This window comes from Acidobacteriota bacterium (assembly GCA_016196065.1).
In the GTDB taxonomy this organism is placed as follows: Bacteria; Acidobacteriota; Terriglobia; order Terriglobales; family Acidobacteriaceae; genus Acidiflorens.
Genome location: JACPYL010000012.1, coordinates 462,210 through 486,773, shown reverse-complemented (window position 1 = coordinate 486,773; position 24,564 = coordinate 462,210). Strand labels below are relative to the sequence as shown.

The 24,564-nt window shown below is 58.3% G+C and carries 27 protein-coding genes; 11 read left to right on the top strand and 16 right to left on the bottom strand.

What is annotated here, in order from left to right; all coding sequences use genetic code 11:
• The first annotated feature begins 40 nt into the window (after positions 1 to 40).
• The 6 genes from HY010_14355 to HY010_14330 all read left to right on the top strand — a co-directional run bounded on the left by HY010_14355 (position 41) and on the right by HY010_14330 (position 6,249).
• Complete coding sequence (locus HY010_14355; GenBank protein ID MBI3476912.1) at positions 41 to 1,987, top strand: hypothetical protein; 1,947 nt, start codon at positions 41 to 43, stop codon at positions 1,985 to 1,987.
• Positions 1,974 to 2,576 carry a hypothetical protein gene (locus tag HY010_14350; GenBank protein ID MBI3476911.1) on the top strand — a complete coding sequence of 201 codons (603 nt, stop codon included), beginning with the start codon at positions 1,974 to 1,976 and terminating at the stop codon, positions 2,574 to 2,576. The genes HY010_14355 and HY010_14350 overlap by 14 nt, the downstream gene beginning before the upstream one ends.
• A 414-nt stretch (positions 2,577 to 2,990) precedes the next feature.
• Positions 2,991 to 3,407, top strand: a complete 417-nt coding sequence (locus tag HY010_14345) for a hypothetical protein (GenBank protein ID MBI3476910.1) — start codon at positions 2,991 to 2,993, stop codon at positions 3,405 to 3,407.
• An 81-nt stretch (positions 3,408 to 3,488) separates the two neighbouring features.
• Positions 3,489 to 4,028 carry a bifunctional pyr operon transcriptional regulator/uracil phosphoribosyltransferase PyrR gene (gene pyrR, locus HY010_14340; protein ID MBI3476909.1) on the top strand — a complete coding sequence of 180 codons (540 nt, stop codon included), beginning with the start codon at positions 3,489 to 3,491 and terminating at the stop codon, positions 4,026 to 4,028.
• A 14-nt stretch (positions 4,029 to 4,042) separates the two neighbouring features.
• Positions 4,043 to 4,954 (top strand): aspartate carbamoyltransferase catalytic subunit, encoded by a 912-nt coding sequence (locus HY010_14335; protein MBI3476908.1) that lies wholly within the window; start codon positions 4,043 to 4,045, stop codon positions 4,952 to 4,954.
• Entirely contained in the window at positions 4,951 to 6,249 is a 1,299-nt protein-coding gene (locus HY010_14330) for a dihydroorotase (protein MBI3476907.1), read from the top strand. The genes HY010_14335 and HY010_14330 overlap by 4 nt, the downstream gene beginning before the upstream one ends.
• A gap of 207 nt (positions 6,250 to 6,456) precedes the next feature.
• On the opposite strand, the gene HY010_14325 is transcribed toward HY010_14330, so the two are convergent.
• The 14 genes from HY010_14325 to HY010_14260 all read right to left on the bottom strand — a co-directional run bounded on the left by HY010_14325 (position 6,457) and on the right by HY010_14260 (position 15,993).
• Positions 6,457 to 7,161 (bottom strand): cupin domain-containing protein, encoded by a 705-nt coding sequence (locus HY010_14325; protein MBI3476906.1) that lies wholly within the window; start codon positions 7,159 to 7,161, stop codon positions 6,457 to 6,459.
• Between the two features lie 53 nt (positions 7,162 to 7,214).
• Positions 7,215 to 7,388, bottom strand: coding sequence for a hypothetical protein (locus tag HY010_14320; GenBank protein ID MBI3476905.1), 174 nt, complete (start codon positions 7,386 to 7,388; stop codon positions 7,215 to 7,217).
• A gap of 119 nt (positions 7,389 to 7,507) precedes the next feature.
• Positions 7,508 to 7,957, bottom strand: coding sequence for a DUF393 domain-containing protein (locus tag HY010_14315; protein MBI3476904.1), 450 nt, complete (start codon positions 7,955 to 7,957; stop codon positions 7,508 to 7,510).
• Between the two features lie 214 nt (positions 7,958 to 8,171).
• Positions 8,172 to 8,561: a hypothetical protein gene (locus HY010_14310; protein ID MBI3476903.1), complete on the bottom strand. Its 390-nt coding sequence runs from the start codon at positions 8,559 to 8,561 to the stop codon at positions 8,172 to 8,174.
• Positions 8,562 to 8,606: 45 nt separating this feature from the next.
• A complete protein-coding gene (locus HY010_14305; protein ID MBI3476902.1) occupies positions 8,607 to 9,086 on the bottom strand; it encodes a MarR family transcriptional regulator in 480 nt (159 codons plus the stop codon).
• Between the two features lie 179 nt (positions 9,087 to 9,265).
• Positions 9,266 to 9,853: a ribosome recycling factor gene (frr, locus tag HY010_14300; protein ID MBI3476901.1), complete on the bottom strand. Its 588-nt coding sequence runs from the start codon at positions 9,851 to 9,853 to the stop codon at positions 9,266 to 9,268.
• Between the two features lie 143 nt (positions 9,854 to 9,996).
• Positions 9,997 to 10,218 carry a carboxypeptidase regulatory-like domain-containing protein gene (locus tag HY010_14295; GenBank protein ID MBI3476900.1) on the bottom strand — a complete coding sequence of 74 codons (222 nt, stop codon included), beginning with the start codon at positions 10,216 to 10,218 and terminating at the stop codon, positions 9,997 to 9,999.
• A 186-nt stretch (positions 10,219 to 10,404) separates the two neighbouring features.
• Positions 10,405 to 11,121: a UMP kinase gene (locus HY010_14290; protein MBI3476899.1), complete on the bottom strand. Its 717-nt coding sequence runs from the start codon at positions 11,119 to 11,121 to the stop codon at positions 10,405 to 10,407.
• Positions 11,122 to 11,270: 149 nt separating this feature from the next.
• Positions 11,271 to 11,948, bottom strand: coding sequence for a translation elongation factor Ts (gene tsf / locus HY010_14285; protein ID MBI3476898.1), 678 nt, complete (start codon positions 11,946 to 11,948; stop codon positions 11,271 to 11,273).
• 224 nt (positions 11,949 to 12,172) lie between these two features.
• Positions 12,173 to 13,075 carry a 30S ribosomal protein S2 gene (gene rpsB, locus HY010_14280; protein MBI3476897.1) on the bottom strand — a complete coding sequence of 301 codons (903 nt, stop codon included), beginning with the start codon at positions 13,073 to 13,075 and terminating at the stop codon, positions 12,173 to 12,175.
• 228 nt (positions 13,076 to 13,303) lie between these two features.
• Positions 13,304 to 13,699: a 30S ribosomal protein S9 gene (gene rpsI, locus HY010_14275; GenBank protein ID MBI3476896.1), complete on the bottom strand. Its 396-nt coding sequence runs from the start codon at positions 13,697 to 13,699 to the stop codon at positions 13,304 to 13,306.
• Between the two features lie 140 nt (positions 13,700 to 13,839).
• On the bottom strand, positions 13,840 to 14,271 hold the full coding sequence (gene rplM, locus HY010_14270) for a 50S ribosomal protein L13 (protein ID MBI3476895.1): 432 nt from the start codon (positions 14,269 to 14,271) through the stop codon (positions 13,840 to 13,842).
• Positions 14,272 to 14,535: 264 nt separating this feature from the next.
• On the bottom strand, positions 14,536 to 14,748 hold the full coding sequence (locus HY010_14265; protein MBI3476894.1) for a hypothetical protein: 213 nt from the start codon (positions 14,746 to 14,748) through the stop codon (positions 14,536 to 14,538).
• Between the two features lie 108 nt (positions 14,749 to 14,856).
• Complete coding sequence (locus HY010_14260; protein ID MBI3476893.1) at positions 14,857 to 15,993, bottom strand: transcriptional regulator; 1,137 nt, start codon at positions 15,991 to 15,993, stop codon at positions 14,857 to 14,859.
• 132 nt (positions 15,994 to 16,125) lie between these two features.
• Here HY010_14260 and HY010_14255 point away from each other — a divergent pair, with 132 nt between their 5' ends.
• Together HY010_14255 and HY010_14250 are read left to right on the top strand one after the other, a co-directional pair.
• Positions 16,126 to 16,881: a hypothetical protein gene (locus tag HY010_14255; protein ID MBI3476892.1), complete on the top strand. Its 756-nt coding sequence runs from the start codon at positions 16,126 to 16,128 to the stop codon at positions 16,879 to 16,881.
• 92 nt (positions 16,882 to 16,973) lie between these two features.
• Complete coding sequence (locus HY010_14250) at positions 16,974 to 17,675, top strand: STAS domain-containing protein (GenBank protein ID MBI3476891.1); 702 nt, start codon at positions 16,974 to 16,976, stop codon at positions 17,673 to 17,675.
• 28 nt (positions 17,676 to 17,703) lie between these two features.
• Here the strand turns inward: HY010_14250 and recG are convergent, their stop codons facing one another.
• Together recG and HY010_14240 are read right to left on the bottom strand one after the other, a co-directional pair.
• Entirely contained in the window at positions 17,704 to 19,902 is a 2,199-nt protein-coding gene (gene recG / locus HY010_14245; GenBank protein ID MBI3476890.1) for an ATP-dependent DNA helicase RecG, read from the bottom strand.
• A gap of 107 nt (positions 19,903 to 20,009) precedes the next feature.
• Positions 20,010 to 20,321: a hypothetical protein gene (locus HY010_14240; GenBank protein MBI3476889.1), complete on the bottom strand. Its 312-nt coding sequence runs from the start codon at positions 20,319 to 20,321 to the stop codon at positions 20,010 to 20,012.
• 215 nt (positions 20,322 to 20,536) lie between these two features.
• Here HY010_14240 and HY010_14235 point away from each other — a divergent pair, with 215 nt between their 5' ends.
• The 3 genes from HY010_14235 to ispD all read left to right on the top strand — a co-directional run bounded on the left by HY010_14235 (position 20,537) and on the right by ispD (position 24,536).
• A complete protein-coding gene (locus tag HY010_14235) occupies positions 20,537 to 22,204 on the top strand; it encodes an electron transfer flavoprotein-ubiquinone oxidoreductase (GenBank protein ID MBI3476888.1) in 1,668 nt (555 codons plus the stop codon).
• 316 nt (positions 22,205 to 22,520) lie between these two features.
• Positions 22,521 to 23,636: a TRAM domain-containing protein gene (locus HY010_14230; protein ID MBI3476887.1), complete on the top strand. Its 1,116-nt coding sequence runs from the start codon at positions 22,521 to 22,523 to the stop codon at positions 23,634 to 23,636.
• A gap of 165 nt (positions 23,637 to 23,801) precedes the next feature.
• Positions 23,802 to 24,536 carry a 2-C-methyl-D-erythritol 4-phosphate cytidylyltransferase gene (gene ispD / locus HY010_14225; GenBank protein MBI3476886.1) on the top strand — a complete coding sequence of 245 codons (735 nt, stop codon included), beginning with the start codon at positions 23,802 to 23,804 and terminating at the stop codon, positions 24,534 to 24,536.
• Positions 24,537 to 24,564: the final 28 nt, after the last annotated feature.

Here is a 24,564-nt window from a genome sequence, read left to right as displayed (position 1 = left end):
AGCCAGGCGCTGAATCATCGCGGCATTTGCGCGTCTCCGGTTGAAATTTGCTATCGTCATCTACATGCTTCGACTTCATTCTTCTGCACGCAGGGCAAGCCTGTTGTGCGCGTTATTGGTCCTTACCTCTTCCTTCGGATTTGCCATCCCCAAGAACAACGAGCGCTTTCAGAAGCCCGGCCCGATCCACCTTGATAAAGAAGGTCAACGGTGGGTGGAGAAGACGCTGCACAAGATGACCACCGAAGAAAAGGTGGGCCAGTTGTTCATGATCTGGACGCGCGTCACGTTCATGAACGAGGCGGATCCGGCGTGGATCACGCTGCGCGATAACGTGAAGAAGTATCACATCGGCGGAGTCTGCATGAGCGTGCCGGTAGAGGGCGTGGTGCTGATGAGGAATCAGCCCTACGAAGCGGCAGAGTTGCTGAATCGTTTGCAGGGGGCGTCGGCATTGCCGCTGATCGTTGCCGCGGATTTCGAACGCGGCGTCTCGATACGTCTCTATGGCGCGACGGTGTTTCCGCATGCGATGGCATTCGGCGCGGCGGGAAAACTTGAAAATGCCGAAGGGTTCGGGAGAATCACGGCACTCGAGGCGCGCGCGATCGGCGTGCACTGGAATTTCTTTCCCGATGCGGATGTGAATTCCAATCCGGCGAATCCGATCATCAACACGCGATCGTTCGGAGAAGATCCACAGCAGGTTGGCGAAATGGTGGCCGCCTATATCAAGGGCGCACACGCGGGCGGAATGCTAACCACGATCAAACATTTTCCGGGACACGGCGACACGGCTACGGACTCGCATCTTGGAGTCGCGCAGGTGACTGGGGACAGGGCGCGGCTGGATGCAATTGAACTGGCGCCGTTCCGGCGCGGCATCGAGGCAGGCGTGGATTCGGTGATGGTCGCGCACGTGACTGTACCGAGCTTGGATCCGGATGCGAACCGGGTGGCGTCCACGTCGACCGCGGTTGTTACCGACCTGCTCAAACACCAGATGAAATTCAAGGGCGTGGTGGTCACAGACGCGCTCGACATGGCGGGATTGACGCGGATGTACGCAAACGACATCGGCAGGGCGGCGGTGGATTCCTTCAAGGCCGGCAACGACCTCCTGATCATTCCCGCCGATCTGGAAGCGAGTCACCGGTCGATGGTCCAGGCGGTGAAGAGCGGCGAAATCCCTGCCGCCAGGCTGGATGAGTCGGTCCGTAAGCTATTGAGCCTAAAAGCATCTCTCGGGCTGCAAACAGCGCGACTGGTGGACCTCGCGCAGCTTCCAAAAGTGATCGGGAAGCCCGAGAATGTCGCTTTTGGACAGCAGGTCGCCGATCAGGCGGTCACATTGGTGCGGGACAACGGGCAGGTGCTGCCGCTTCATGCCAAGCCTACGGGAACAACTGGAACGGTCCTTCCGTATCAAGCTGTGGCCGAGGTGCGCAATCGGCTGGTCGTGGTTATTTTCAGTGAGGATCTACGCACCGAATCCGGCCGGATGCTGGAGCGCCAGATTCTGGCCCGCGTGCCGGATGCCCACGTGATCTATGTGGACCTGCGGTCGGCGGCAGGGATGAGCACGGAAACGCTGGCGGCGATCGATTCCGCGGAGCACGTGATCGCGGCGGTGTACGCGATTCCGACTACGGGGCGGGCGCTGGTGATGGCCGGAGGATCGAAGAACGCTGCCATGGATGCCAGCGCAACACTATTGAACGCGATCCTGGAACATGCCGGGCCGCGAACGGCACTCGTGGCGATGGGCAATCCGTATCTGGCGCAGGATTTTCCATCGGTGCAGACGTATCTTTGTACATTTTCAAACGCCACGGTGTCGGAGGTAGCGGCCGTGAAGGCGCTGTTCGGCGAAATACCAACACACGGACATCTGCCGGTTACGATTCCGGGCATTGCATCACGAAACGCAGGCTTGGAACGTTCCGCTCTCAACAGTTCAGGAGGTTCTTCTCATGCTCAGCCGTAATCTAGTCGCGCAGATCGCGCCCGCCGCACTGGCAGTTGCGCTCATCGTGCTGCCCGCGTGCAGTATCAACGTGAAGGACAAAGACAAGGAGGGCAAAAGTCGCGTCGACATCCAGACGCCGATGGGGAACGTCCACGTCAACGAACAGCCCGATGTCCACGACACTGGCCTTTCGCTGTACGCGGGCGCGCGGCCGGCTCCGAAAGAAGATGGCGGCGACAAGAAGAGCGCGAACGTCAACATCTCGGGTTTGGGATTTTCTCTGAAGGTGGTTGCCGCCGAATTTGAGTCAGACGATTCGCCCGACAAACTCATCTCCTACTACAGCAAGGAACTGCAGCGCTTCGGTAAGCCGATTGAGTGCCACGGCCGCTGGACCGGCGGAGACGTCGACGCCGGCATGCACGGCAAAGACAAAGAGGGATCCAAGCCGGTGAGCTGCAGGAAAGAGGAAAGTGGAGACTCGGTCGAGCTGAAGGTCGGGACCGACGACAACCAGCACATCGTTGCGGTAAAGCCAGATGGCAAGGGATCGCGGTTTGCGCTGGTTTACGTACGGACGCACGCAGGGAAAGACGACACGATCTAGAATCTCGAACTGAACTGTAGCGTCGGCACCTTGCCGGCAGTCGTGGCGGCGACTCGCCGCCAGAAATCAAGAGGTCTCGAATGCGGGGGGCGGGGCGCCCCCCGGACAGCCGGCGAGTCGCCGGCGCTACGTCCACGCGCTGCGGAGTTGCTCTCTGCGCTCGCCTGCGCTAGCTTCTCAAGTGTGGATCATCCCTGCGAACAATGTGGAACGGACGTCGAGGACGGGCGGCCGTTCTGTCCCAAGTGCCGCGCTCCGCAGGTGCGGGTTGCGGTTGCCGAGTTACCAGCTAATCCCGCATCTGTACTGCCTGACCTCGCGATCGAGCCAGATCATCTAAGACCCGCGAGTATTCCATCGTCAGGAGATCCCGCCTTCTTTCGAACTGCACTGCAGGCAGGCCTGTTGGGCGTGATGGCAAACCTGATCCCATTTGGATTGGGAATGGTGCTCACGGGGATTCTGGCGGCATTGCTGTACCACCGTGCCCAGGCTGGAACTCTCCGTAGCGCCAAGGCCGCCCGTTTAGGGGCAGTGGCGGGGGCGATTGCATTCGCGACCACCGCTCTACTGACCGTACTCGCCGTCGTACTGCTGAATACACAACAACAGTTCCACGACCTGATGATGAAGGCGTTGGAGCAGAGCGTCGCGAACCAGTCTGACCCCGAAGTACAGACTTTTCTGCAGTGGATTCACACGCCGCGAGGATTTGAGATTGTGCTCGCATTGGGAATGGTGGGGGCGGTCCTGCTCTCGATGTTGCTGTCGGCGGTGGGCGGCGTGATCGGATCCACGCTGTTTCGCGACCGCAACCGGCCACCTTTGTAACCCGCGTCCTTGCCCCGAACCATTCGACCCGCGTATGATGCAGCGTTTATGAGTTCACAAGTTTCCAAGCGTCCAGCGGGAATCCACGAGAAGGCACAGCTGATGTCGGCGTCCGAAATTGAGCGGACATTGATCCGGCTGGCGCATGAAATATTGGAAAAGAATAACGGCATCGAGGACCTGGCATTCGTCGGCATCAAGCGGCGGGGCGTGCCGCTGGCGGAGCGTCTGGCAAAGATCATTCAGCGCATTGAAAAGAAGCCGGTGCCCGTGGGCACACTGGATATCACGTTGTATCGCGATGATCTCTCCACGCTGGGCCCAAAACCGGTGGTGCACAAGACGGAACTTGAAGTTCCCATTGCCGGGAAGTCGGTGGTGCTGGTGGATGACGTACTCTACACGGGGCGCACGACGCGCGGGGCGCTGGATGCGTTGTTTCGAAGCGGGCGTCCGAAACGCGTTCAACTGTGCGTGTTGATCGATCGCGGTCATCGCGAGTTGCCGATTGAAGCGGCGTTTGTCGGACGGATGGTACAGACTGCCGACAACCAGATTATCGAAGTCAAGTTGCGCGAGATTGATGATGCCGAGAAGGTTCTGTTGATGGAGAAACAGTAATTGGTGATCACTGAATGAGCGGAGCGCGAGGGTCGCTGCTGGGAATTGAGCATCTGGAAGCAGCTGAAATTTTCAAGATTCTGAAATTCGCGCGGCGTATGAATCCGGACAAGCCGCGCCCACTGCTGAAGGGCAAGCGGGTCGTCCTGATATTTTACGAAGCATCCACCCGCACCCGCACCTCATTTGAACTGGCCGCAAAACTCCTGGGAGCCCACACCATCCTGATCCAGGCTGCCGGGTCGAGCATTGAAAAAGGCGAGTCCCTGCTCGATACGGGATACACCGTGCGCGCGCTGGGTGCGGACGTCATCATCATTCGCCATCCCAATGCAGGCGCACCGCAGGTCATGGCCCGGCATATCGATATCCCTGTCATCAACGCGGGCGATGGGTTGCACGAACATCCGTCGCAGGCGCTGCTGGATGCGTATACGATCCTGCGCAACAAGAAGAAGTTTTCGGGATTGCAGATCGCCATCGTGGGAGATATTTTTCATAGCCGCGTGGCACGGTCGGCTTGTCATCTGCTCAGCAAGTTCGGGGCGAAAGTGATCCTGTGTGGTCCGCCGGAACTGGCGCCGGATATCGCGGCGACGCTCGCGCCCGGAGTGCGCGTCACGCGCCACATCGAAGATGCGCTGCGCGGAACGGATGTCATCATGCTGCTACGCGTCCAGAAAGAGCGCCTGGCGGGCATGAAGATGGACTTGCCGGACTACATTGCACGCTACCAGATGACGGCGGCGAGAATAAAGACGGCGAAGAAAGATGCGATCGTGATGCATCCGGGGCCGATCATTCGCGGACTGGAACTGACCAGCGAAGTGGCTGACGGTGCGCAGGCACGCATCCTTGAGGAAGTGAAGAACGGCGTCCCTACGAGAATGGCGATTTTGGCGCGGGCGGTGGGGAGGATGCGATGAAGACTCAATCCACCAACAGTCTGCTCATCAAGGGCGGCCACGTGATCGATCCGGCGGCGAAGATTGACGCGCCGATGGATATCCTGATCAAGGACGGCCGCGTCGCCGAGGTCGCGTTACCGAACAAGATCAAGGGGGCTGACGAAAAATTCGACGCTCGGGGACTGGTGGTGGCGCCGGGGTTTATCGATTTGCATGTGCATCTGCGCGAACCGGGCCAGACACACAAGGAGACCGTCGCGACGGGCACTGCCGCTGCCGCTGCGGGTGGATTCACATCGGTCTGCACCATGCCGAATACCGCGCCGGTCGTGGATTCCGTGGAGTGGGTGCAATGGCTTCGCTCTCCCGAACGAAACGCGGTGGTCAAAGTGTTTCCGATCGCGGCGGCGACCGAGGCCAGCAAAGGCACGATCCTGACTGATTTCCGGGCGCTGCAAAGAGCAGGCGCGATTGCGGTGACCGACGATGGCAAGCCGATTCTCGAAGACGACATCATGCGCGCGGCGCTGGTGCTCGGAGCTGAACTGAGCCTTCCGGTCGTCCAGCATGCGGAAGATACGCGACTGACGGAACGCTGCTCCATGCACGCCGGCGCGCAGTCCTTTCGACTCGGGCTGCGCGGAATGACGTCGGCGGCGGAATCGAACATCGTGGAGCGCGATGTGCTGCTCGCAACACAAACTCCGAACGCCCGTTTGCACGTGGCGCATATTTCGACCGCCGATGGGCTGAAGGCAGTGCGGCGCGGGAAACGTGCGCGAGTCCACGTAACGTGCGAGGTCACTCCGCATCACTTCACGCTTACCGATGACAACGTCCGCGACTATGACAGCCGTTACAAAATGAATCCGCCGCTGCGCTCCGGTGCGGACCTGGAAGCGATTGTGGCCGCGCTTGCCGATGGGACGATCGATGCGATCGCTACCGATCATGCTCCACATGCTTCGCACGAAAAAGACATGGAGTTTGAACTGGCCGCGTTCGGCATCACCGGCCTGGAAACTGCCCTGGCTCTGGCCATAACCAAACTGCACAAAGAGAAACATGTCCCCTTGTCGCGCGTCGTGGAATTGTTCACGGCCGGACCGGCACGCTGCTTCGATCTGCGCGGACGCGGCACGCTGGTCCGTGGATCAATCGCCGATGTCACGATCTTCGATCCGAAAAAGAAGTGGACTTATGAAGCTGCTCAGTCGCTCTCAAAATCGAAGAACTCTCCGTTTGATGGATGGCAATTTACGGGGAGAGTTGTGGCGACGATGGTGGGCGGGACGATCGTGTATGCCAGATGAGTCGACCCACTGCCAGCGTGCTGAACAAGCCATTCCGGCGGAACTCGCGTCTCCTCAGCGCCTGAAGGCGAAATTGCAGACAAGGCCTTCATCGCAGCGGTAAACCGCTGCGCCACCCAAAGACAAAAACAAACTGCGAGTTTTTCAAGAAACTGAACAATCGATACAACGGCTGCCTAGATCGCAGCAGTGCATGGTGCTCTCGGATTAGTTTGCTGGGAATTCCACGGTCACGAGCTTCGCAGGACTCTTTCCAACGTTGGTCAGCGTGTGTGTATAGCCTCCGGGCACCCACTTCACATCGCCGGCTTTCAATTTCGCCGGCAGGGGCCCTTTACCCTCGACGTCGCTGCGGAGATCCAAGTCGCTGACGGCGACTAGTAGATGCGGCCCATCGTGATGATGGCTGGGGATGGTCGCTCCGGGATCGAGATTGACCGCGGCTACGCGGGCGCCGTCACGCACGAAAAGAATCTTGATGTGACCGCCGGGAAATTCCCGGTCGCCGCCTTCCATCGGAAATGGAGATGGAGCCGTGCGCGTGGCGTCGTCCTTCAGGAATTCGATGGTCACGTTGCGGAACGGCTGATCGGAGAGATCCTGAGCCGCATGAGCGAAGTTGCCGGGAACAAAGCGGGTCTCGCCGTCCGAAAGCTTGAGGTCCACGGGCGGCTTTTCTGGGACCTGGTTCACGACATGCGAATCGCCCAAAGTCACGAACAAATAATCATGGCGGTGCCGGTGGACGAGGGTGGTCGCCTTCGGGGCGACTTCAACCTGGAACACGCGCACGTTCTCGTTCTCGAGAACGAGGTGATGCGATGGCTCGGCAGTGATCTCCACCTCGGGAGCGGCCGCGAAGGCGGCCACGAGAGCAACGAGCAGCAAAGTTGAAAGGGCGAATCGCTTCATGCCAGTTGACCGTGATCCTCGAGGTCGTTGGATTCAGGGATTTTCGTCGCCGGTTACGCCTTGATAAGCGGATTACCCGGAGACTTCTGCTCGTAGCGATGTATTTTCGCGGTGAGACGGTCTTTGTCGGCCCCGGATGCAGCGGCGAGGCGTTTGCGAAGTTTCTGAACTTTTTCGGCGCGAGTGCGGCGGCGGCGAATTTCCGGGCGACGGCTGGGTGCGGACATGAAGGCTCCTTGGGTTAAGTGAGTCTCGATTATAGGTGGGAGGCACGGGGACTGGCAAAAGGGCGGCTTCCAGGTCGCATCCAGTTTCGAAAGCGAGCCGTAGAAGCGAGCCGTAGAACCTAGCCGAGAAACTTGTGACGATCCTCGGGCCGAGGTAGTGGACACTGGTCATGCTTTCCGACGCTGCAATAACGGTGACGCGCAATGAACCGGTAGATGGCTTCCCGTAACGGACTTGGAACCCACTTCGCAATGGTCAGCAGCCTCCAGATCCCACCTATGCGGTCGGCTGCGCACAATACTGCCAGCGATCGCGTGAACACCCGTTCGTTCGTGCAGCCAAAATTGGGAAGAACGACAACCGTATCCAAGTCGTCCTGATTCAGTCCGTGACGCTGCAACAGGGACTGGGCAAACTCGCTTTGCAGCGGAGCAAAACGAAATTCGTCATGGCGATCGTGGCGGAGAAGGAGAGAGACGAACCTGTTGCAGAGGCCACACACTCCGTCGTACAGGATGAGAGTCGTGTTCGGGGAGTGCGGGCCACGAATTGGTTCTTCACCGGTCATAGTAGTCCTGAGCAATGAAGTGTTCGGACACCTGCCCTGGCTGTTTATTTGGCGAAGGTCCGCTCTCGAAGTGACGCGACAGAGCGTAATGTGCCAGCCCACGGCCAAGCTGCTCCGCAGACTGCCGGGGGGCGCTGCCCACGCGCCCGTGCAACGCTTCGGAGAGGGCAACTCCAAGCACGAGTCCCAGCAAAGCATAGAGGGCTCCCATAGGTCACCGCGCCGGTCCAGCGGGGGCCGGAGGAGGAGGAGGAACGATCGGCGGCATATAGGGTGCGTGGCTGTAACGCGCAGGGGCGGGGACACGTACCGCTTTGCCGGCAAACGCGAGGGTGATCAGCAGTCCGGCGATTCCCCAGCGTAGCTGGTCAACCAGGGCGCCCGCGATATCCCGTCGAGTGGCGTCGGGAAAGCTGAGTAGTGCGAACGCGGCCGGGACCAGCACCAGGACTACTCGGATGTATGCGCTCCAGAAATCCGAACGCTCCGAACCCTTTTCCACCTTCAAAAGGATTCCGAGAGGCCGCCGCAAGAACACGCTTACGCCTTCTGCGATTAGTACGATCACGACAACGCCAATGGTTCCGATCAGGACACTATTCATAACACTCCCTTCTCCCCGCGAGCGGGATTGCAGGGGCTCGCGAAATTAGCTCAGCACGGCGGCGAGCTTTTTCAACTTGCCGCGCGCTTTCAATAGCGCGTGCCACGTTTCGGGGGAGAGTTGGTGAATCTGCTCATAGGCTTCACTGGTAGCCTCGAAAAACTGGGCAATTTCCTGCAGGCGCTCGCGCGTGTAGTCGTCGGACGGGTCGCGCTCCAATTGGACGAGGGACCGGCGCAGCAACTGCAGCGTGGGATCGAGTTCGCGGCGCTTGCGCATCTCTATGATGCGCACGAACATCTCGCTTACATCTTTCAGCGATTCGTAATGCTCGCGGCGGTCGCCCAGTACGTGCACAGGGTGAACGATCCCCCAGCTCTCCAGCTCGCGGATCGACGTGCTCACGTTGGAGCGCGCCACATTGAGCGTTTCGGCAATCTGTTCGGCGCTCATGGTTTCCTTGGAGAGGAAAAGCAGCGCGTGAATCTGCGCGACCGTGCGGCTGATGCCCCACCGGGTTCCCATCTCTCCCCAGTGGAGGATGAACTGGCGTTGGATGTCGGTTAGTTTCGTCATTTCTGTATTAACAGAAATATCAGAAATAAAGGGCGCTTGTCAAGCAGTCGAAGTGGCGGGAAATGAATGGCTTGGGGACACTTCTTGGGAAAGGCGGGCGGGGGCGCCCGCCCCACATACACGGGTGGTTAGATTTCCATGACTTCTTTTTCTTTCGCCCGGCTCAGGTCTTCCATTTTCTTGATCTCGTCGTCGGTAAGTTTCTGGATCTCTTCGAGCGCACGCTTTTCGTCGTCTTCGGCGATCTTCTTATCTTTCATTGCCTTCTTGATCGCGTCGTTGCCGTCGCGGCGGACGTTGCGGATGGCGGTGCGGTGCTCTTCGAGAATGCGGTGCAGATGCTTCACCATTTCCTTGCGACGTTCTTCAGTGAGCGGCGGCACGGGCACGCGGATAATCTTGCCGTCGTTCATCGGATTGAGGCCAAGGTCAGCGGTGCGGATGGCCTTTTCAATGCCTCCGAGCACGGACGGGTCGAAGGGCTGCACAGTGATCAGTTGCGGCTCGGGCGCATGCACGGTCGCGATCTGGTTGAGCGGCATCTGTTCGCCGTAGTAGTCGACGGTGACGGTGTCGAGCATGCGGACGGATGCGCGGCCGGTGCGGGTCGCTCCCATCTCGCGGCGGAAGTCCTCGACAGCCTTATCCATGCGGGTCTTCAGTTGGACGTAAGTCTCTTTGAGTGCGGGATGTCCTGCCATCGTCGCTGGCGCCATAGGTCTGGGCTCCGGGAAATGCTAGCTATCAAAACTGTAGATTATAAACCTGGACCCGGCTGCGAGCTACGTGCTTCGAGCCACGCGCTAAATCAAGCCACAAGAATCACCCCGACAAGATCTTCTCGTGAGAGAGATCTCCGTCATTTTGACACTGGCGTGAGAATAACGTTGAAATTTGAACTTGTCTTGGGCCGAACTTCTTGTTGGTAGGTTGAGTATCCCTGCTTGGACACAATGAGCTGAAACCTTCCCGCGAACCAGCCGTGGACTATTTCCGCTCTAAAAGAGCCGTCCTGATCTGATTTTGTCTCCTTGGTATGACCCGTCTTCAGAGCAGTCAAGCGTACTGACGCATCGGGCACCGGCCGTCCTAGGTTGTCGGAGACAGTCCCGTGAGCCGAGGTATACGCGTCGCAAGCCGTAAGTACGAGAATCGCGGCTAGAAGAAAGAGGAAGGAGCAACTGAGTAGAATGGGATTTCTTTTCCTAGCGGGATTGACACGCTCACCGCACCACGGAGCTTTCCTGCAGACCAGCACGAAGATCTCCTACGCGCTGACCATTGATCCGATCTTCTCGCCCAACACAACTTTCCGGATGTTTCCATGCTGGTTGAGGTTGAAGATGACGATGGGCAGGTTGTTGTCCTTGCAGAGAGAGATGGCGGTGGAGTCCATGACTTTCAGGCCCTTCTTCAGGACGTCCATATACGTGATGTGTTCGAATTTCGTGGCGTCTTTCACGATCATCGGATCGGCGTCGTAGATGCCGTCGACCTTGGTGGCTTTGATGATGACTTCGGCCTTGATTTCCATGGCGCGCAGTGACGCAGCAGTGTCAGTCGAAAAATAGGGATTGCCGGTGCCTCCGGCGAAGATGACAACTCTCCCTTTTTCCAGGTGGCGCATGGCGCGGCGCCGGATAAATGGTTCCGCGACCTGATTCATTTCGATGGCGGACATCACGCGGGTGTAGACATTCTGTTTTTCGAGCGCGTCCTGCAAAGCCAGCGCATTGATGACCGTGGCGAGCATGCCCATGTGATCGGCGGAAACGCGGTCCATGTCTTTGGCCTGATCGGCGACGCCGCGGAAGAAGTTGCCACCGCCAACCACAATCGCGATCTGTATGCCGAGGCTGTGAACGTCCGCCAACTCGGCGGCGACTTCGTGGATGCGGGCGGTATCAACGCCGAATCCCTGCCGGGCTGCCAGGGCTTCACCGGAGATCTTGAGCAGGATGCGTTTGAAAATTGGAGTCGGCATGAAGAGAGTTCTCAGTTACCCAGGCTTCGTGCTACGAGCTTTGAGCTTCGAGCAACCGGTACGCGGGTTGCCCGAAGCTCAAAGCCCGTGGCTCGCCGCCCACAGAGCATAAATCAAAAGGGGCGCCGAAGCGCCCCTGAATTGTCCGCCTATTTGGCGACGGGTGCGTCGCCTTCACCGTCGTCGGTTTTGACGGTGGTGAATGCTACGGTTGCGGTCGCCTCACCCACCTTGAAGCGGGCAAAACGGCGCACAGAGATGTTCTCTCCAAGTTTGCCGATTTTCGCGGCGATCAGCTGTGCGATGGAGATGGTCTGGTCCTTGATGAAGGGCTGCTCAAGCAGGCAGACTTCTTCGTAGAACTTTTCCATCTTGCCGGTGACCATTTTTTCGGCGATGTTCGCAGGCTTGCCACTCTTGATGGCCTGATCGAGGAAGATTTCCTTCTCGCGATCGAAATCTGCCTTGGTCACGTCCTCTTTGCGGACGTACCTCGGATCGCTCGCCGTGATATGCATGGCGATGTCGTGGACCAATTCCTTGAAGTCATCGGTGCGGGCGACGAAATCGCTCTCGCAATTCACTTCCACTAGGACGCCGATCTTGCCACCAGCGTGAATGTAGTGTCCGACCGATCCTTCACTGGTCACACGAGTCGCCTTCTTGGCTGCAACCGATACACCCTTCTTACGCAACAGGACGACTGCATCTTCCAGGTTGCCCTTGGCTTCGGTCAGCGCGTGTTTGCAGTCCATCATGGGAGCTCCGGTCTTTTCGCGGAGTTCTTTCACTTGGGCAGCAGAAATATTTGCCATAGTAGTGCTCATTCCGTATCTTCCATTTCTTGTTCCTGGTTTCCTGTCTCGAGCGATGCTGGGGGGCTCCAGAAACGATGAAACGGAAACCGGAAACTGCTTTCTATAAAGCTTGACCCGCGCCGGAGTAGCCGCGGGTCAGATTTCCTCAGGGGCCAAAGCCCTTGTCAGGCTTGCTTCCACGCGGGCCTGAAGGCCCGCTCTTCCACAAGAACTCTTCCGCAAATGCTGTGCAGCTAGAACCGGCGTGTTTCGGCCTGTAACTCGTCAATATCTTCGGTTGCGACGGTCTGACGTTTGCGCGTACCCGCGCCCAACACGTCTTCCATGCGGATTTCTTCGGCGGCCTCAGCCGACAAAGCAGGAGCCGCTTCCGCAACTTCTTCGGGGGCGACCTCTCCGGCAACCGGCTCGGGACTAGCCACGGCCTGCAATTCGGCCAGGTGCTTGTCGCTCATCAGGTTGACGCCCTCGGCGATCGACTCAGCGATCTTCGAGGTGAACAGACGGATCGCGCGGAGCGCGTCGTCGTTTCCGGGAATGACGTAATCCACTTCGCTCGGATCGCAATTCGTGTCGACCACGGCGACCACGGGGATGCCCAGCTTGCGGGCTTCACGTACCGCGATCTGTTCCTTGTTCGAGTCGATGACGAAGATCGCATCCGGCAACCGCGACATATTTTTGATGCCGGCAAGGTTGGCCTGGAGATGCTTGCGCTCGCGTTCGAGCTTGATGACTTCTTTTTTCGGCAGCAGATCGTAACGGCCATCGGTGGCCATGTCGTCGAGTTCTTTGAGCCGCTTGACTGACTTCTGAACGGTGACCCAGTTGGTCAGCAGTCCACCCAGCCAGCGCTGGTTCACGTAGAACATCGAGCATCGCTGCGCCTCTTCGGCGATGGCGTCCTGCGCCTGGCGCTTGGTGCCAACGAAGAGGATGACGCGGCCTGCTACGGCCAGATCCTGCACGAATTTCGACGCTTCCTTGAACATCTTCAGCGTCTTCTGCAGGTCGATGATGTAGATCCCGTTGCGCTCGCCGAATATGTATTCCTTCATCCGGGGATTCCAGCGCTTGGTCTGATGCCCGAAGTGAACACCTGCTTCGAGCAATTCCTTCATGGTGATGTTAGCCAATTAACCTCCTCATTTGGTCTACATCCGGAATCGGTTGCCAGTTGCCTTGCACGGGCACTGCTTTTCCGGATTGCCATTCCCGTCCACCCCATCTCGGGGGAGGTGGGGGGATGAATTTAACAACCAGCTGTCGGCGATCAGCCTTCAGCAAAAAAACTAAACCTGTCGTTCGCTATTCGTCCTTCGCTACGGCGAAAGGTGCGAACTGCGAAGGACGAACGACGCGACTTAACGCTTGCTGAACTGGAAGCGCTTGCGTGCGCCCTTCTGTCCGTACTTCTTACGCTCTTTCTGACGTGGATCACGCGTCACCATGCCGCTCGCCTTGAGCTGTTTTCGCAACTCGGCGTTGAAGAGCATGAGCGCACGAGTGATCCCAAGACGAACCGCGTCAGCCTGACCGGCCACGCCGCCGCCGGACACATTGGCGAGCACATTAAAGGTAGCGGCGGTTTCGGTGAGGGCGAGCGGCGACTTGGCACTCGAACGCTGCGAAGGCGTCACGAAATATTCGTCGAACGCTTTGCCGTTAACCTTGAATTCCCCGCTGCCGGGACGAAGAAACACACGCGCAATCGCCGTCTTGCGGCGGCCGGTTCCGTAGTATTGAACTGTCTCTGCCATGATTTCGCTTCTGGCTACTAGCTACTGGCTTCTAGCAAACTGAGTTGCGAAGCGAGTCGCTATGGCCGATCAACCCTTTCCAGAATTCTTGTTCGAAACTTTGCTTGCTAGAAGCTAGTAGCCAGAAGCTAGCAGCTTCCTTACGCCAGCACTTTCGCTTGCGGCTTTTGCGCCTGGTGCGGGTGCTTGTCGCCTTTGTACACATTCAGCTTGGTGAACATCTGCTTGCCGAGTTTGTTCTTGGGAAGCATGCGCGAAACCGCATCTTCGATCACCAACTCCGGCTTGCGGACCAGGCGCTTCTTCAAAACTTCAGAGCGCATGCCGCCGGGATACCCGGTGTAATGGTGATACGAGGTCTGCTCGGCTTTCATGCCGGTAATCTTCACCTGCTCAGCATTGATCACGATGACGTGGTCGCCCGTGTCAATAAAGGGCGTGTACTGCGGATTCTCTTTGCCGATCAAAATGCGAGCGACTTTCGACGCGAGACGGCCGAGAGGCTGCCCGGCAGCGTCCACGACAAACCACTTGCGAACGATTTCCCCCTCTTTGGGGAAATAGGTAGACATCTGAATTCTCCCTAGAATTAAAGAACGCAACGAAGACCGCTGAGTGCCCCATCATTCCACGCAGAAGGCGCGAGAGCGTTCAGGCGGGCAACCGCAGGACTTCCAAAGATGTCTATGTTAGCGTAGCCGCAACAGCGTTGTCAACGAAGGGGTTCCAGCACAAGAGGTTACTGCAGGGTACCGCATTCAGCACCCACCTATCAGCCTTTCAAGAGCTTTTCGACTCTTTCATTGACTGAATACATAGTTCTGAATGCCCGCAATCTATTTGCCGCCGACCGCCTTCAGGCACTTGCCATACAGTTCCAGGAGATGATCCGCGTAATCCTCGGGCTTGGAGGCAGCGCCACCGCCCTGGAAGCCCACTCCGGTGCCCGTAGTCTTGCCATAGCCGGTCGTCATGGCCACAAATTTCATGAGGTCGAGCGCGATGTCTTCATTGCGACGTGAGCCCATAGGCAGGGCGGGCGTATCCATGAGTGCGACTCCTTCAACAAACTCGATTCCACCGGGTCACCCGGCTTCATTCGCGATGATATCAGAAGGAGATTAGAGGGCTAAAATTCCGACTCGATGGGCGATGGCTCAGTACGCCTCGAAGCGCACAGTACGAAAAACGCCCTCCGCCTGGGCACTGGCGAGATAGCGCACCGTTCCAAAGTTGAGGCCGGTGTTCTCGCGAAACTGACGATGGCCTCGATAGCCTGATGCCGCCTCGTTCCCATCGATCCACAGACTGGCTGCCTGTCGCAAGTGGTCATAACGAAGCTCATAGGTGTGCGGGTTCACCACGTCGGCCACACCGGCGAACTCGAGCTTCTGTTCCCACTGGAAGTCGGGTGAAATCTGCTTGGTAAGGGCCACAAAATACCTGTCGCCTTCTTGCAGGAGCACGATGTCGAAACGCATCGCGCCCTTGTATCTGCCGAAATCGATCATGGCAACGACGGCGCCCTGGTTCACGGCGCAAACGCAGGTCAGTTTCCAGTCGTGACTGAACGCGAAATCCTTCTCGGCATCGCTCAACGTCCGATAGAAGAGAAACTGATCGGTCGAGGCCAGCCTTAAACGGTCATATCCGAAGTGTCCCGGGCTCTGCAGCGAAGTCTCCTCATGCGGCGCGAGCGTGAACATGGTGAAGCCTTCGTCGAGCGGGTCGACGCCACCCACTTTCTCGATGACTAACGAATGGATCGGTCCGGAGTGTCCTGCTTCGGAGCCTGCGCTGGCGCGTCGGACTACGGAATAGCGGCCCGCGAAAATGATGGCGCCGACGACGAAGGTGGCGGCAACCGCCAGGCCAATCCTGAGACGGAGACTGCCCCAGCGCGAGCCGGCCGTTTTCACCGGTGGCGGCTCGACCTGCCCTGCTTCCGGCGGATCAGAAGCGGCCGGCGCGGACGCCGCAAGTGCCTGCGTGACGGGAACAGTCAGGCGGTATCCGCGGCGGGGAACGGTCTCAATCACCTCTGCCCCCATGCTCTTACGCAGCACGGAAATGTTTCGCGCCAGGCTGCCATCCCCCACGTAACTGTCGGGCCAGACGCGGGCAATCAGCATTTCCTTATTCACCACCGCACCCGCGGCTTCGACCAGAACCAGAAGCGTGTCGAACTCTTTGGGAGTCAACGAGAGCAGGCGCTCCTCACAAAACAGCAGACGCCGGTTTGGGTCCATGCGGAAGGGAGGAAAAACGAAGGTCGTGCCGTGCAAGTCGTTCATGACTGATACCGCGCCAGGAATTTAAGGAGTACTTAAGAAATCGGTAAAGACTGCAGCAACCAGCTTGGTTACAGTTTGCCACGAAACCGGCTTTTCGACGAACCAAAGCAGTCTTCAGGAGGACTTGCCGTCATGCGGACCACGATCGTGAAATTTGCCTTGATACTGATTTTGCCGACGCTCTCGTATGCAGCGACCCAGGCCACCATCCTGCGGTATCGCTTCAGCACCGGGCCCAACGGAGCGCCAGTGGCCAACGCGGTCGACAGCGGCCCGTTTGGCTTCAACGGAGTCGTGACCGGTGGCCTGACCTACACTTCCGATGTGCCGCAAGGCGGAAAGCCCTTTTCCCTCAACGGCATGGCGGACGTAGACTACATCACGCTCGCTCAAACTCAGGCCAACGCCCCGTACCTCAATCAGGTCAAGAACTTCACGCTGTCCCTGTACGCCATGCCAACCGGCGGGACCGACGCGGATCAATTCGGAGACCTCATTGCCGGTAAGGTCATTTCCAACGGCTCGGGAACGTGTCTCACGACGTATGGGATCTATTACGTATCCGCGCAAAAGAAATTTGTTGGCGGAGTCTGTAAGTCAGGGGGCGTTTTCTTTATCACCAGCGCCGATACTTCGCCACTGGGCTTCTGGTACAAAGTGTCGTTGAAGTACACCACCTCGGCAGACGGGCTGACCACGCATGTCAGTCTGATCGTGAATGGCAAGAACGAAGGGAAACTCGCGCTCAAGAACTTCGGCGCGCCCACTATCGGGAACGCCGGTTTTCAAGTCGGCGCGGCGAACTTTGGCGGGAGCGACAAGGGCCAGTTCCGCAGGAACTTCATCGGACTCATTGACGAAGTGAAGCTCACCGGCACACTTCCGTGATAGTGGGCGGAGTAACCGGCTCGCAATCAAGGATTCACTGAAGCGGGGGCTATAATGCCGGAGCTACGTGGGCCTTCCCTGTAGCTCGCATCGTGAATCTGCAACTCAAGTCGCGCTGGGTCGGCGAAGTTCTCGTCCTGCAGTGTGCGGGTCGAATTGTTGTGGGACCGGAAGTGGACACCCTGCACGAGATCGTCCGCAAGGAATTAGAGCACCAGCCCCACATTGTTCTGCAAACCGCCGAGGTGACTTTCATCGACAGCAGCGGGTTGGGGACCATTGTCCGATTGATGTCCGCGGCTCGGGCAGCGGGTGGCGACGTGACGATCTGCCAGTGTCCGGCGATGATGCGCAAGGCACTGACGATGACGAACCTGCACAACGTCTTCCGCCTTTATGAGACGGAGGATGATGCCATCCTTGCGGCATTGCAGGCGCAAAGGCCTACGGCGGGTGCTCCTGCGGATCAATCGCGCCCGGCGGTGTTGTGCGTGGATCCGTCTGCTGACGTGCTGGCCTATCTGTCCGAGTTACTGAAGAAGGAGAGCCTGCGTCCGATTACGGCCAGCAATCTGGTCGACTCGCAGGTGCTGATGAAAGCGCGCGCGCCGAAGTTGATTCTTGCAAATGCGAAGTTATCCGCCCGTGGCAAAACAGCGGGCGAGATTTTTGCAGGATGTTGTCCGGGAGTACCGTTCGTCGATCTGGGAGATGCGTTCTCCAAGGATGATGCAGGGGAGGCGGGCGCGAAGTTATTGGCGCAGGTGCGAACTCTCATTCCATCCAACACCTAAATGTAGAGACGCGGCTTGCCGCGGCTCACTATCCCACCTCCACCAACCCATAACTCAACGCCCAGCGTGTCCGCATGTGCTTCAGCGCGCGGTCGATTTCTGCCTGCGAGATTTCTGCATTCGGTCCCGACAACACAAACGCGGCCTCAAGTTTGGCGGCTTCCAGCAATTGCCGGTCGCGGATGATATTCGCGACGCGAAAACTAGGAATGCCTGCCTGCTTCGTACCGAAAAATTCCCCGGGACCGCGCAGTTCGAGGTCGAGTTCGGCGATCTGAAAGCCGTCGGTGGTGCGAACCATGGCATCGAGGCGGCGCTGGCCTTCTTCGGAAACTTTCCCGCCGTACATCAGGATGCAATACGACTTGGCGGCGCCGCGCCCAATGCGTCCGCGAAGCTGGTGGAGTTGCGCCAGGCCGAAGCGGTCGGCGTGCTCGATCACCATGATGGCCGCGTTCGCCACGTCGACGCCAACTTCGATTACCGTGGTCGCGACCAACACGTTGATTTCGCCCTTCTGGAATTCCCGCATGACATGTTCTTTTTCTTCGGGATCGAGCCGTCCGTGCAGCAGGCCGACGTGAAGGTTGGAAAAAGTCTTGTCGCGCAACTGGCGGAACATCTGTTGCGCGGCTTTCAGCTCGCGTTCTTCGTTCTCTTCGATCACCGGATAAACGACGTACGCCTGATGTCCAGCAGTGATCTGTTTGCGAACGAAGTCCCAGACTTCCGGAGCGCGTTCGTCGGTGACGGCGCGGGTGACGACGGGCGTGCGGCCGGGAGGGAGTTCATCGAGGTCGGATACGTCGAGGTCTCCGTAGAGGGTGAGGGCCAGCGTGCGCGGGATGGGGGTGGCGGTCATGACCAGGACATCCGGTTCGGCGGGTGCCGAGCTTCGCTCGGCTTGGACAGGTCGCAGACCTGTCCCCACACGTTCTTCCTCGGACTTCTGCATTAGTTTCAAGCGCTGCATGACGCCGAAGCGATGCTGCTCGTCGACGATCACCAGGCCAAGACTTTCGAACTCAACGCCTTCCTGAATTAGCGCGTGCGTTCCGATGGCGAGCTGCGCATTGCCTTGCGCAATGTGGCGACGGATGTTGCGCTTCGTGTCCTGTTCGAGCGAGCCCGTCAGCAGCACGATGTTGTAGCCAGCTTTTTCGAGAATCTGCCTCGCAGAAAAATAATGTTGCTGGGCGAGGATTTCGGTCGGCGCCATGAGCGCGACTTGATATCCATTTTCGATGGCAATGATCGCAGCCTGAAAAGCAACGATCGTCTTGCCGGAACCAACATCTCCCTGGAGGAGTCGCCGCATCGGGAAAGGCGCCTGCATATCCGTGGCAATTTCCTTAAGGACGCGCTTTTGCGCGGCGGTCGGATGGAAGGGCAACACTTTCTTGATGGCCTCCCGCACGTCGGCGGTAGGCGCAAACGCAATCCCGGTGCGCGCTCGTTGTTCGCGACGCTTCAATTCGAGACCGAGTTCAACGAAAAACAGTTCATCGAAAATCAGGCGGATGTGCGCCGGTGTGCGGGAAGACAGAAGATCGCTGAAACTTTCGCCCGGATCGGGCCAGTGAACTTTTTCGAGCGCTTCGCGATGTCCGATCAGGCTGAGATGGGCACGTACCGCGGGCGGGATCGGATCGGAAGTGTCGGGCCCAAGATTGTCGAGCGCCCAGCGAATGCTGCGGCGAAACCAGCGAGGCGTGAGTTTGCCTTGTCCGGTGGATTCGTAAATGGGAACAATGCGTCCGATTTCGAGCGACGCGGCGGCTTTTTTCTCCGCATCGTCAGCGCCGCCTTCTTCATTGATGTCGCCGAGAATTTCAAACTGCGGCTGCATGATCTGCAGTTCGCCTTCGCGATCCTGCTCGACCTTCCCGTAGAGGGCGACCATCTGGCCAGCCTGAAAACGGTCGCGCAAATACGTTCCGTTGAACCAGAGACACTTGAGGCGATTGCGCCCCTGTCCAACAGTAAGTTGGAAAATCGGCATGCGTCGCGTGCGGAACAAGCCTGAGTTGCGGACTTCGGCAATCACCGTAGCCATCTCGCCGGCGCGAAGTTCGGCCACTGAGCGCGGGTTCAGGCGATCTTCGTAACGGAAGGGCAGGTAGTGGAGCAGGTCGTCCACCGTATTCAAGCCCTTGGCGGCCAGGACTTCGGCGAGGCGCGGACCAATCCCTTTGACAAACTGAACGGGAGTGGATGGCTCCAGCATCTCAGGCGATGGTAGCAGGGGCGCCGCTTGGTGGTCGCGCGCTTTTGTGCCGCCGTTCGCAAGAAGCTTGACCACGGAGGGCACAGAGGTCACGGAGGAAATCTTGGCTAGGGTCGATTCCAGGATTCGCGCTGCGACGAGAGTTTTCTTCCGAGGTAGCGCTGGGCTTTGTACAGGAACAATCCCACGATGGCGATCGCGCCCAGGGCTTCATACATTCTGGTGATGGCAATGTCCCAGTGATCCGGGGGAACGCCGGCGGTCGCGACGCGCACGATCTGGTCGCGGAGGGCGGTGAAACCTCCGCGAACGAATGCCGGGCCGAGCTGGAACAGGATCAGTACCCAGAACAGCGCAACCATGATCGCCAGCCCGCGCAAGAGGGCGAGTAACTGCCGAAGTGTCCAGCTGGGCCTCATGGAGAGATCAGACACCGGGCGCGCGGTCAAAGTTTCCACCGCTGGGCTACTACCGCCAATCCGAAGGCGCTAGGCCGGGTTTGCGATTATCATGGATAGTTTCCCGCAAGAATCCGTGAAATCTGCGCCGATCCGCGGTAAACACAGTTCCAGACTAAGGGAAGTGCACCATGCTGATCTTCCGCAAACCTCTCCCCAACATCGACCATCCCGAGATGCCAGCCGATGTCGTCATTGTCGGCGGAGGCCCGGCAGGGATGGCGTGCGCGCTCCGGCTCTCGCAATTGATTGACGATCACAATGCGCGGCACCCCGAGGCGCCGCTTTCGAAAGAAAATATCTACTTGCTTGAGAAGGCGCGCGAAGCGGGACAGCATTGCCTGTCGGGCGCGATTCTCGATCCGCGATCGATGAAGGAGTTGCTGCCGGGATTCGAAAAGGACGCTCCGCTTGGACCGACGGTAAGTAAGGAAGCCGTTTATTTCCTGACGAAAGAAAAGCACTTCAAGCTTCCGCTCGTGCCTCCTCCGTTGCAGGATCACGGTAACTACGTGATTTCCATCAACAGGTTTGTGAAGTGGCTGGCCGGAAAAGTGGAAGAAGCGGGCATCACGGTCTTCACCGGGTTTGCCGGATCGGAACTTTTGTACGAAGGCAATCGCGTGGTCGGCGTGCGCACCGACGATAAGGGAGTCGACAAACAGAACCAGCAGAAATCAAATTTCGAGCCCGGCTACGACGTGAAAGCGAAAGTCGTGGTGCTGGCCGAGGGCACACGCGGATCGCTGACGAAACAGCTCACCCAGAAATTCGACCTATTGAAGGACCGTAACCCGCAGACCTACGGCGTGGGAGTGAAAGAACTGTGGGAGGTGCCATCCGGGAGGATTCGGCCCGGCGAAGTGATCCTCACGCTGGGCTACCCGCTGACCACGAAGGAATACGGCGGTTCGTGGATGTATGGCGCGGCGGACAACGTCGTTTCGCTCGGATATGTGACCGGGCTGGATTATCAGGATCCGCGTCTGGATCCACAGCATGTTCTGCAGTCCTTCAAGCAGCATCCATTTGTCGCCGACTTGCTCCATGGCGGGAAAATGATCCGCTACGGCGCGAAGTCTTTGCCCTATGGCGGATGGTGGTCACTGCCGCCACTCGGCGGCGAGGGTTGGATGATCGTCGGCGATTCGGCTGGCTTCCTGAATTCGGCCCGCCTGAAGGGAATTCACCTTGCCATCAAGAGCGGCATGCTGGCGGCGGAGACGGCGTTCGAAGCATTGGTGAAGAACGATTCGTCCGCGGCTACGCTTGGCAAGCTCACGCGGCGCGTCGATACGAGTTGGATCAAAGACGAATTGTGGCCCGTCCGCAACTTCCATCAGGGATTTGAGAAGGGCATGCTCCCCGGTATGTTCAACGCGGGATTGCAGGAATTTTTCGATGGCGGGTTGCGCAACCGCGTCCCGTCACATCCTGGATACGAGCGCATGAAGCCGCTGGCGAATCTGTTGCCCGACGGTGGACCGGCGGCGCACATGGTTGGTCCCGCGAAAGGCGACGGCAAGCTGACATTCGACAAACTCACCGACTTGTATCACTCGGGTACGAAGCATGAAGAGGATCAGCCGGCGCACCTGGTAATTCACGACACGAACATCTGCAACGAGCGTTGCGTGAAAGAGTTTGGCAGCCCTTGCCAGAATTTCTGCCCCGCAAATGTCTATGAAATGCTCGACGATTCGAGTACGCCAAACGGTAAACGGATCAGCCTGAACGCGGCCAACTGCGTCCACTGCAAGACCTGCGATATTCAGGATCCATACCAGATCATCACGTGGGTTCCGCCGGAAGGTGGCGGTGGGCCTAACTACGACGGGATGTGAGATGGAACGCTCAGCCATTAGCATTTAGCCAAAAGCCCACCCATTCGACCAATTTGGCGGGCCAGGGCTTGGGTTTACTTTGGTTTGGCCAGAGGCGGATGGCTCAGTGCTAAGTGCTGGTTTTCGGGTATATACTGCTCGCCGTAGTTGTTGGTTGGGCTCCGGCCTTGCGCCGGAAAACGGGGCACCGTTTCATATCTCATAATCGCCCCGTATTAGAACGTTGGCGGACAGGGCCTATTTTCATTTTCACCCTGGATCGCTGGCGCGGGACGGGAGTCGTTTCGACGGCACCTTCGCCCGGGGAGGTCGATCCGTGGACGTCATACTTATACGGCTTTCATTTGTTCTCTTTGTAGGCTTCACCTGCTTCCGGATCCAACCGTTTGGATTGCCTTCGAATCTGGACGCAGCGGTCGGGCTTCTGATTGGCTGCGCCATTATTGTCTTCGAGTGGCGCCTGCGCGTCATGAGCCTGAAACGGCTCATCGGGGCGGCAATCGGCAGCATTCTCGGGATCGTCGGCGCCTATCTTTTCGCGCTCGTCATCCGCAACAGCATTCCATCGAGCCCGACCCAGAGCTTCCTCCAGATTCTGGTGATGCTGATCATGGCCTATGTAGGCCTGGCGGTCGGCGCCAACAAGGGCGACCTCCTCAACCTGGCTGCACTGGGTGGTATTTTCGGCGGCGAGAAATCGGGCAAGAAGAGTTACAAGATCCTCGACACCAGCGTCATCATCGACGGCCGCATTTCCGATATCGCCGAAACTGGTTTCCTTGACGGCATCATCGTGATTCCGCAGTTCGTGTTGCGTGAACTGCAACTGGTAGCCGACTCCGCGGACTCGCTCAAGCGAAATCGTGGACGCCGCGGCCTCGATATCCTGCAACGCCTGCAGAAGACCGCTTCCCTGCAGATTCAGATCGTGGAAGACGATTTCCCTTCGGTCCGCGAAGTCGACATGAAGTTGATCGAGCTAGCGAAACTCTACGAAGGCAAGATCATCACCAACGATTTCAATCTGAATAAAGTCGCGCAACTGCAGGGCGTCGCCGTGCTGAATATCAACGAGCTGGCGAATTCCCTGAAACCGATCGTGCTGCCTGGCGAGGCGATGCGGGTGTTCATCCTGAAAGAAGGAAAAGAATACAACCAGGGCGTCGCCTATCTCGACGACGGCACGATGGTTGTGGTCGACAACGCGCGCAAGATGATCGGCAAGACTGTCGACATCGCCGTAACGTCGGTATTGCAGACAACTGCCGGGAAGATGATCTTTGGGAAATGGGACGAACGGGCAGGCGCACGTCATGATTCGAAAGCTGGTGTGCAGGTGGCCCCCCCGATCTCTTCGGCAGGAACGAACGGGCCAATTTCGGATCCTGGGAAGAAGGTTTCGCCGCTGCTGGCGGAGCATCCGAACGAATGACAAGACCGGTCGTTGGTCGATCGTCGTTCGCCCTTCGGCACTACGCTTGACGCAGGACTGCGAGATCTAAGAGAGAGAAAAGCGACTTGCCATCGATGATGGCCGACTTTGGGCTGGCGCTCATTTGATACTTTCCCGCACACCCTCTTATACTGAACCCCGATTATGAAGGTGTTTGTCATTGTTCCGGCGGCCGGACTGGGCACGCGCATGGCCCCCCCTGCGGCAACCAAGTCGAAAAAGAAAACGCCATCCAAGCAATTCAAGGAATTGGGCGGCATCCCGATCCTGGTCCATACGCTGCGGCGATTTGCGGAGTGCCCGGAGGTGTATGAGATCGTGATCGCGCTGCGGAAGAATGAAATTGCCGGCTTCCGCGCCCAGCTCGAAAAGGAATATCCGGAGATATTGAAGAAGCGCCTGCAGATGGTAGAAGGCGGCGAACACCGTCAAGACTCCGTCGCCAACGCGCTGGCGGCGATTGCTGCCGATCCGAGTGATGTGGTGCTCGTACATGATGGAGTGCGTCCTCTGGTGACCTCCGAAATCATCAGCGAGGTGATCGCCGCAACCGGGAAACATGGCGCCGCGATTGCTGGAACGCCGGCGGTCGACACTGTCAAACAAGTGGAGCGTACTTCGGACGGTGCGTTGATCAAAGCAACGATTCCGCGCGCGAGCGTTGTCATGGCGCAAACTCCGCAAGGAATTCGCTACGACATTCTGAAGCAGGCTTTCGACGATGCCGCGGCGGATGGCTTTGTAGGAACGGATGAAGCATCCCTGATCGAACGGTCCGGACATCCGGTGGCAGTCGTCATGGGAACACCTCGTAATTTGAAAATCACCACGCCGGCGGATATGGAACTGGCGGAATTCTATTTAAAGAGCAGTGGCTAGTGATTTGTGATTAGTGGTGAGTCAAAGG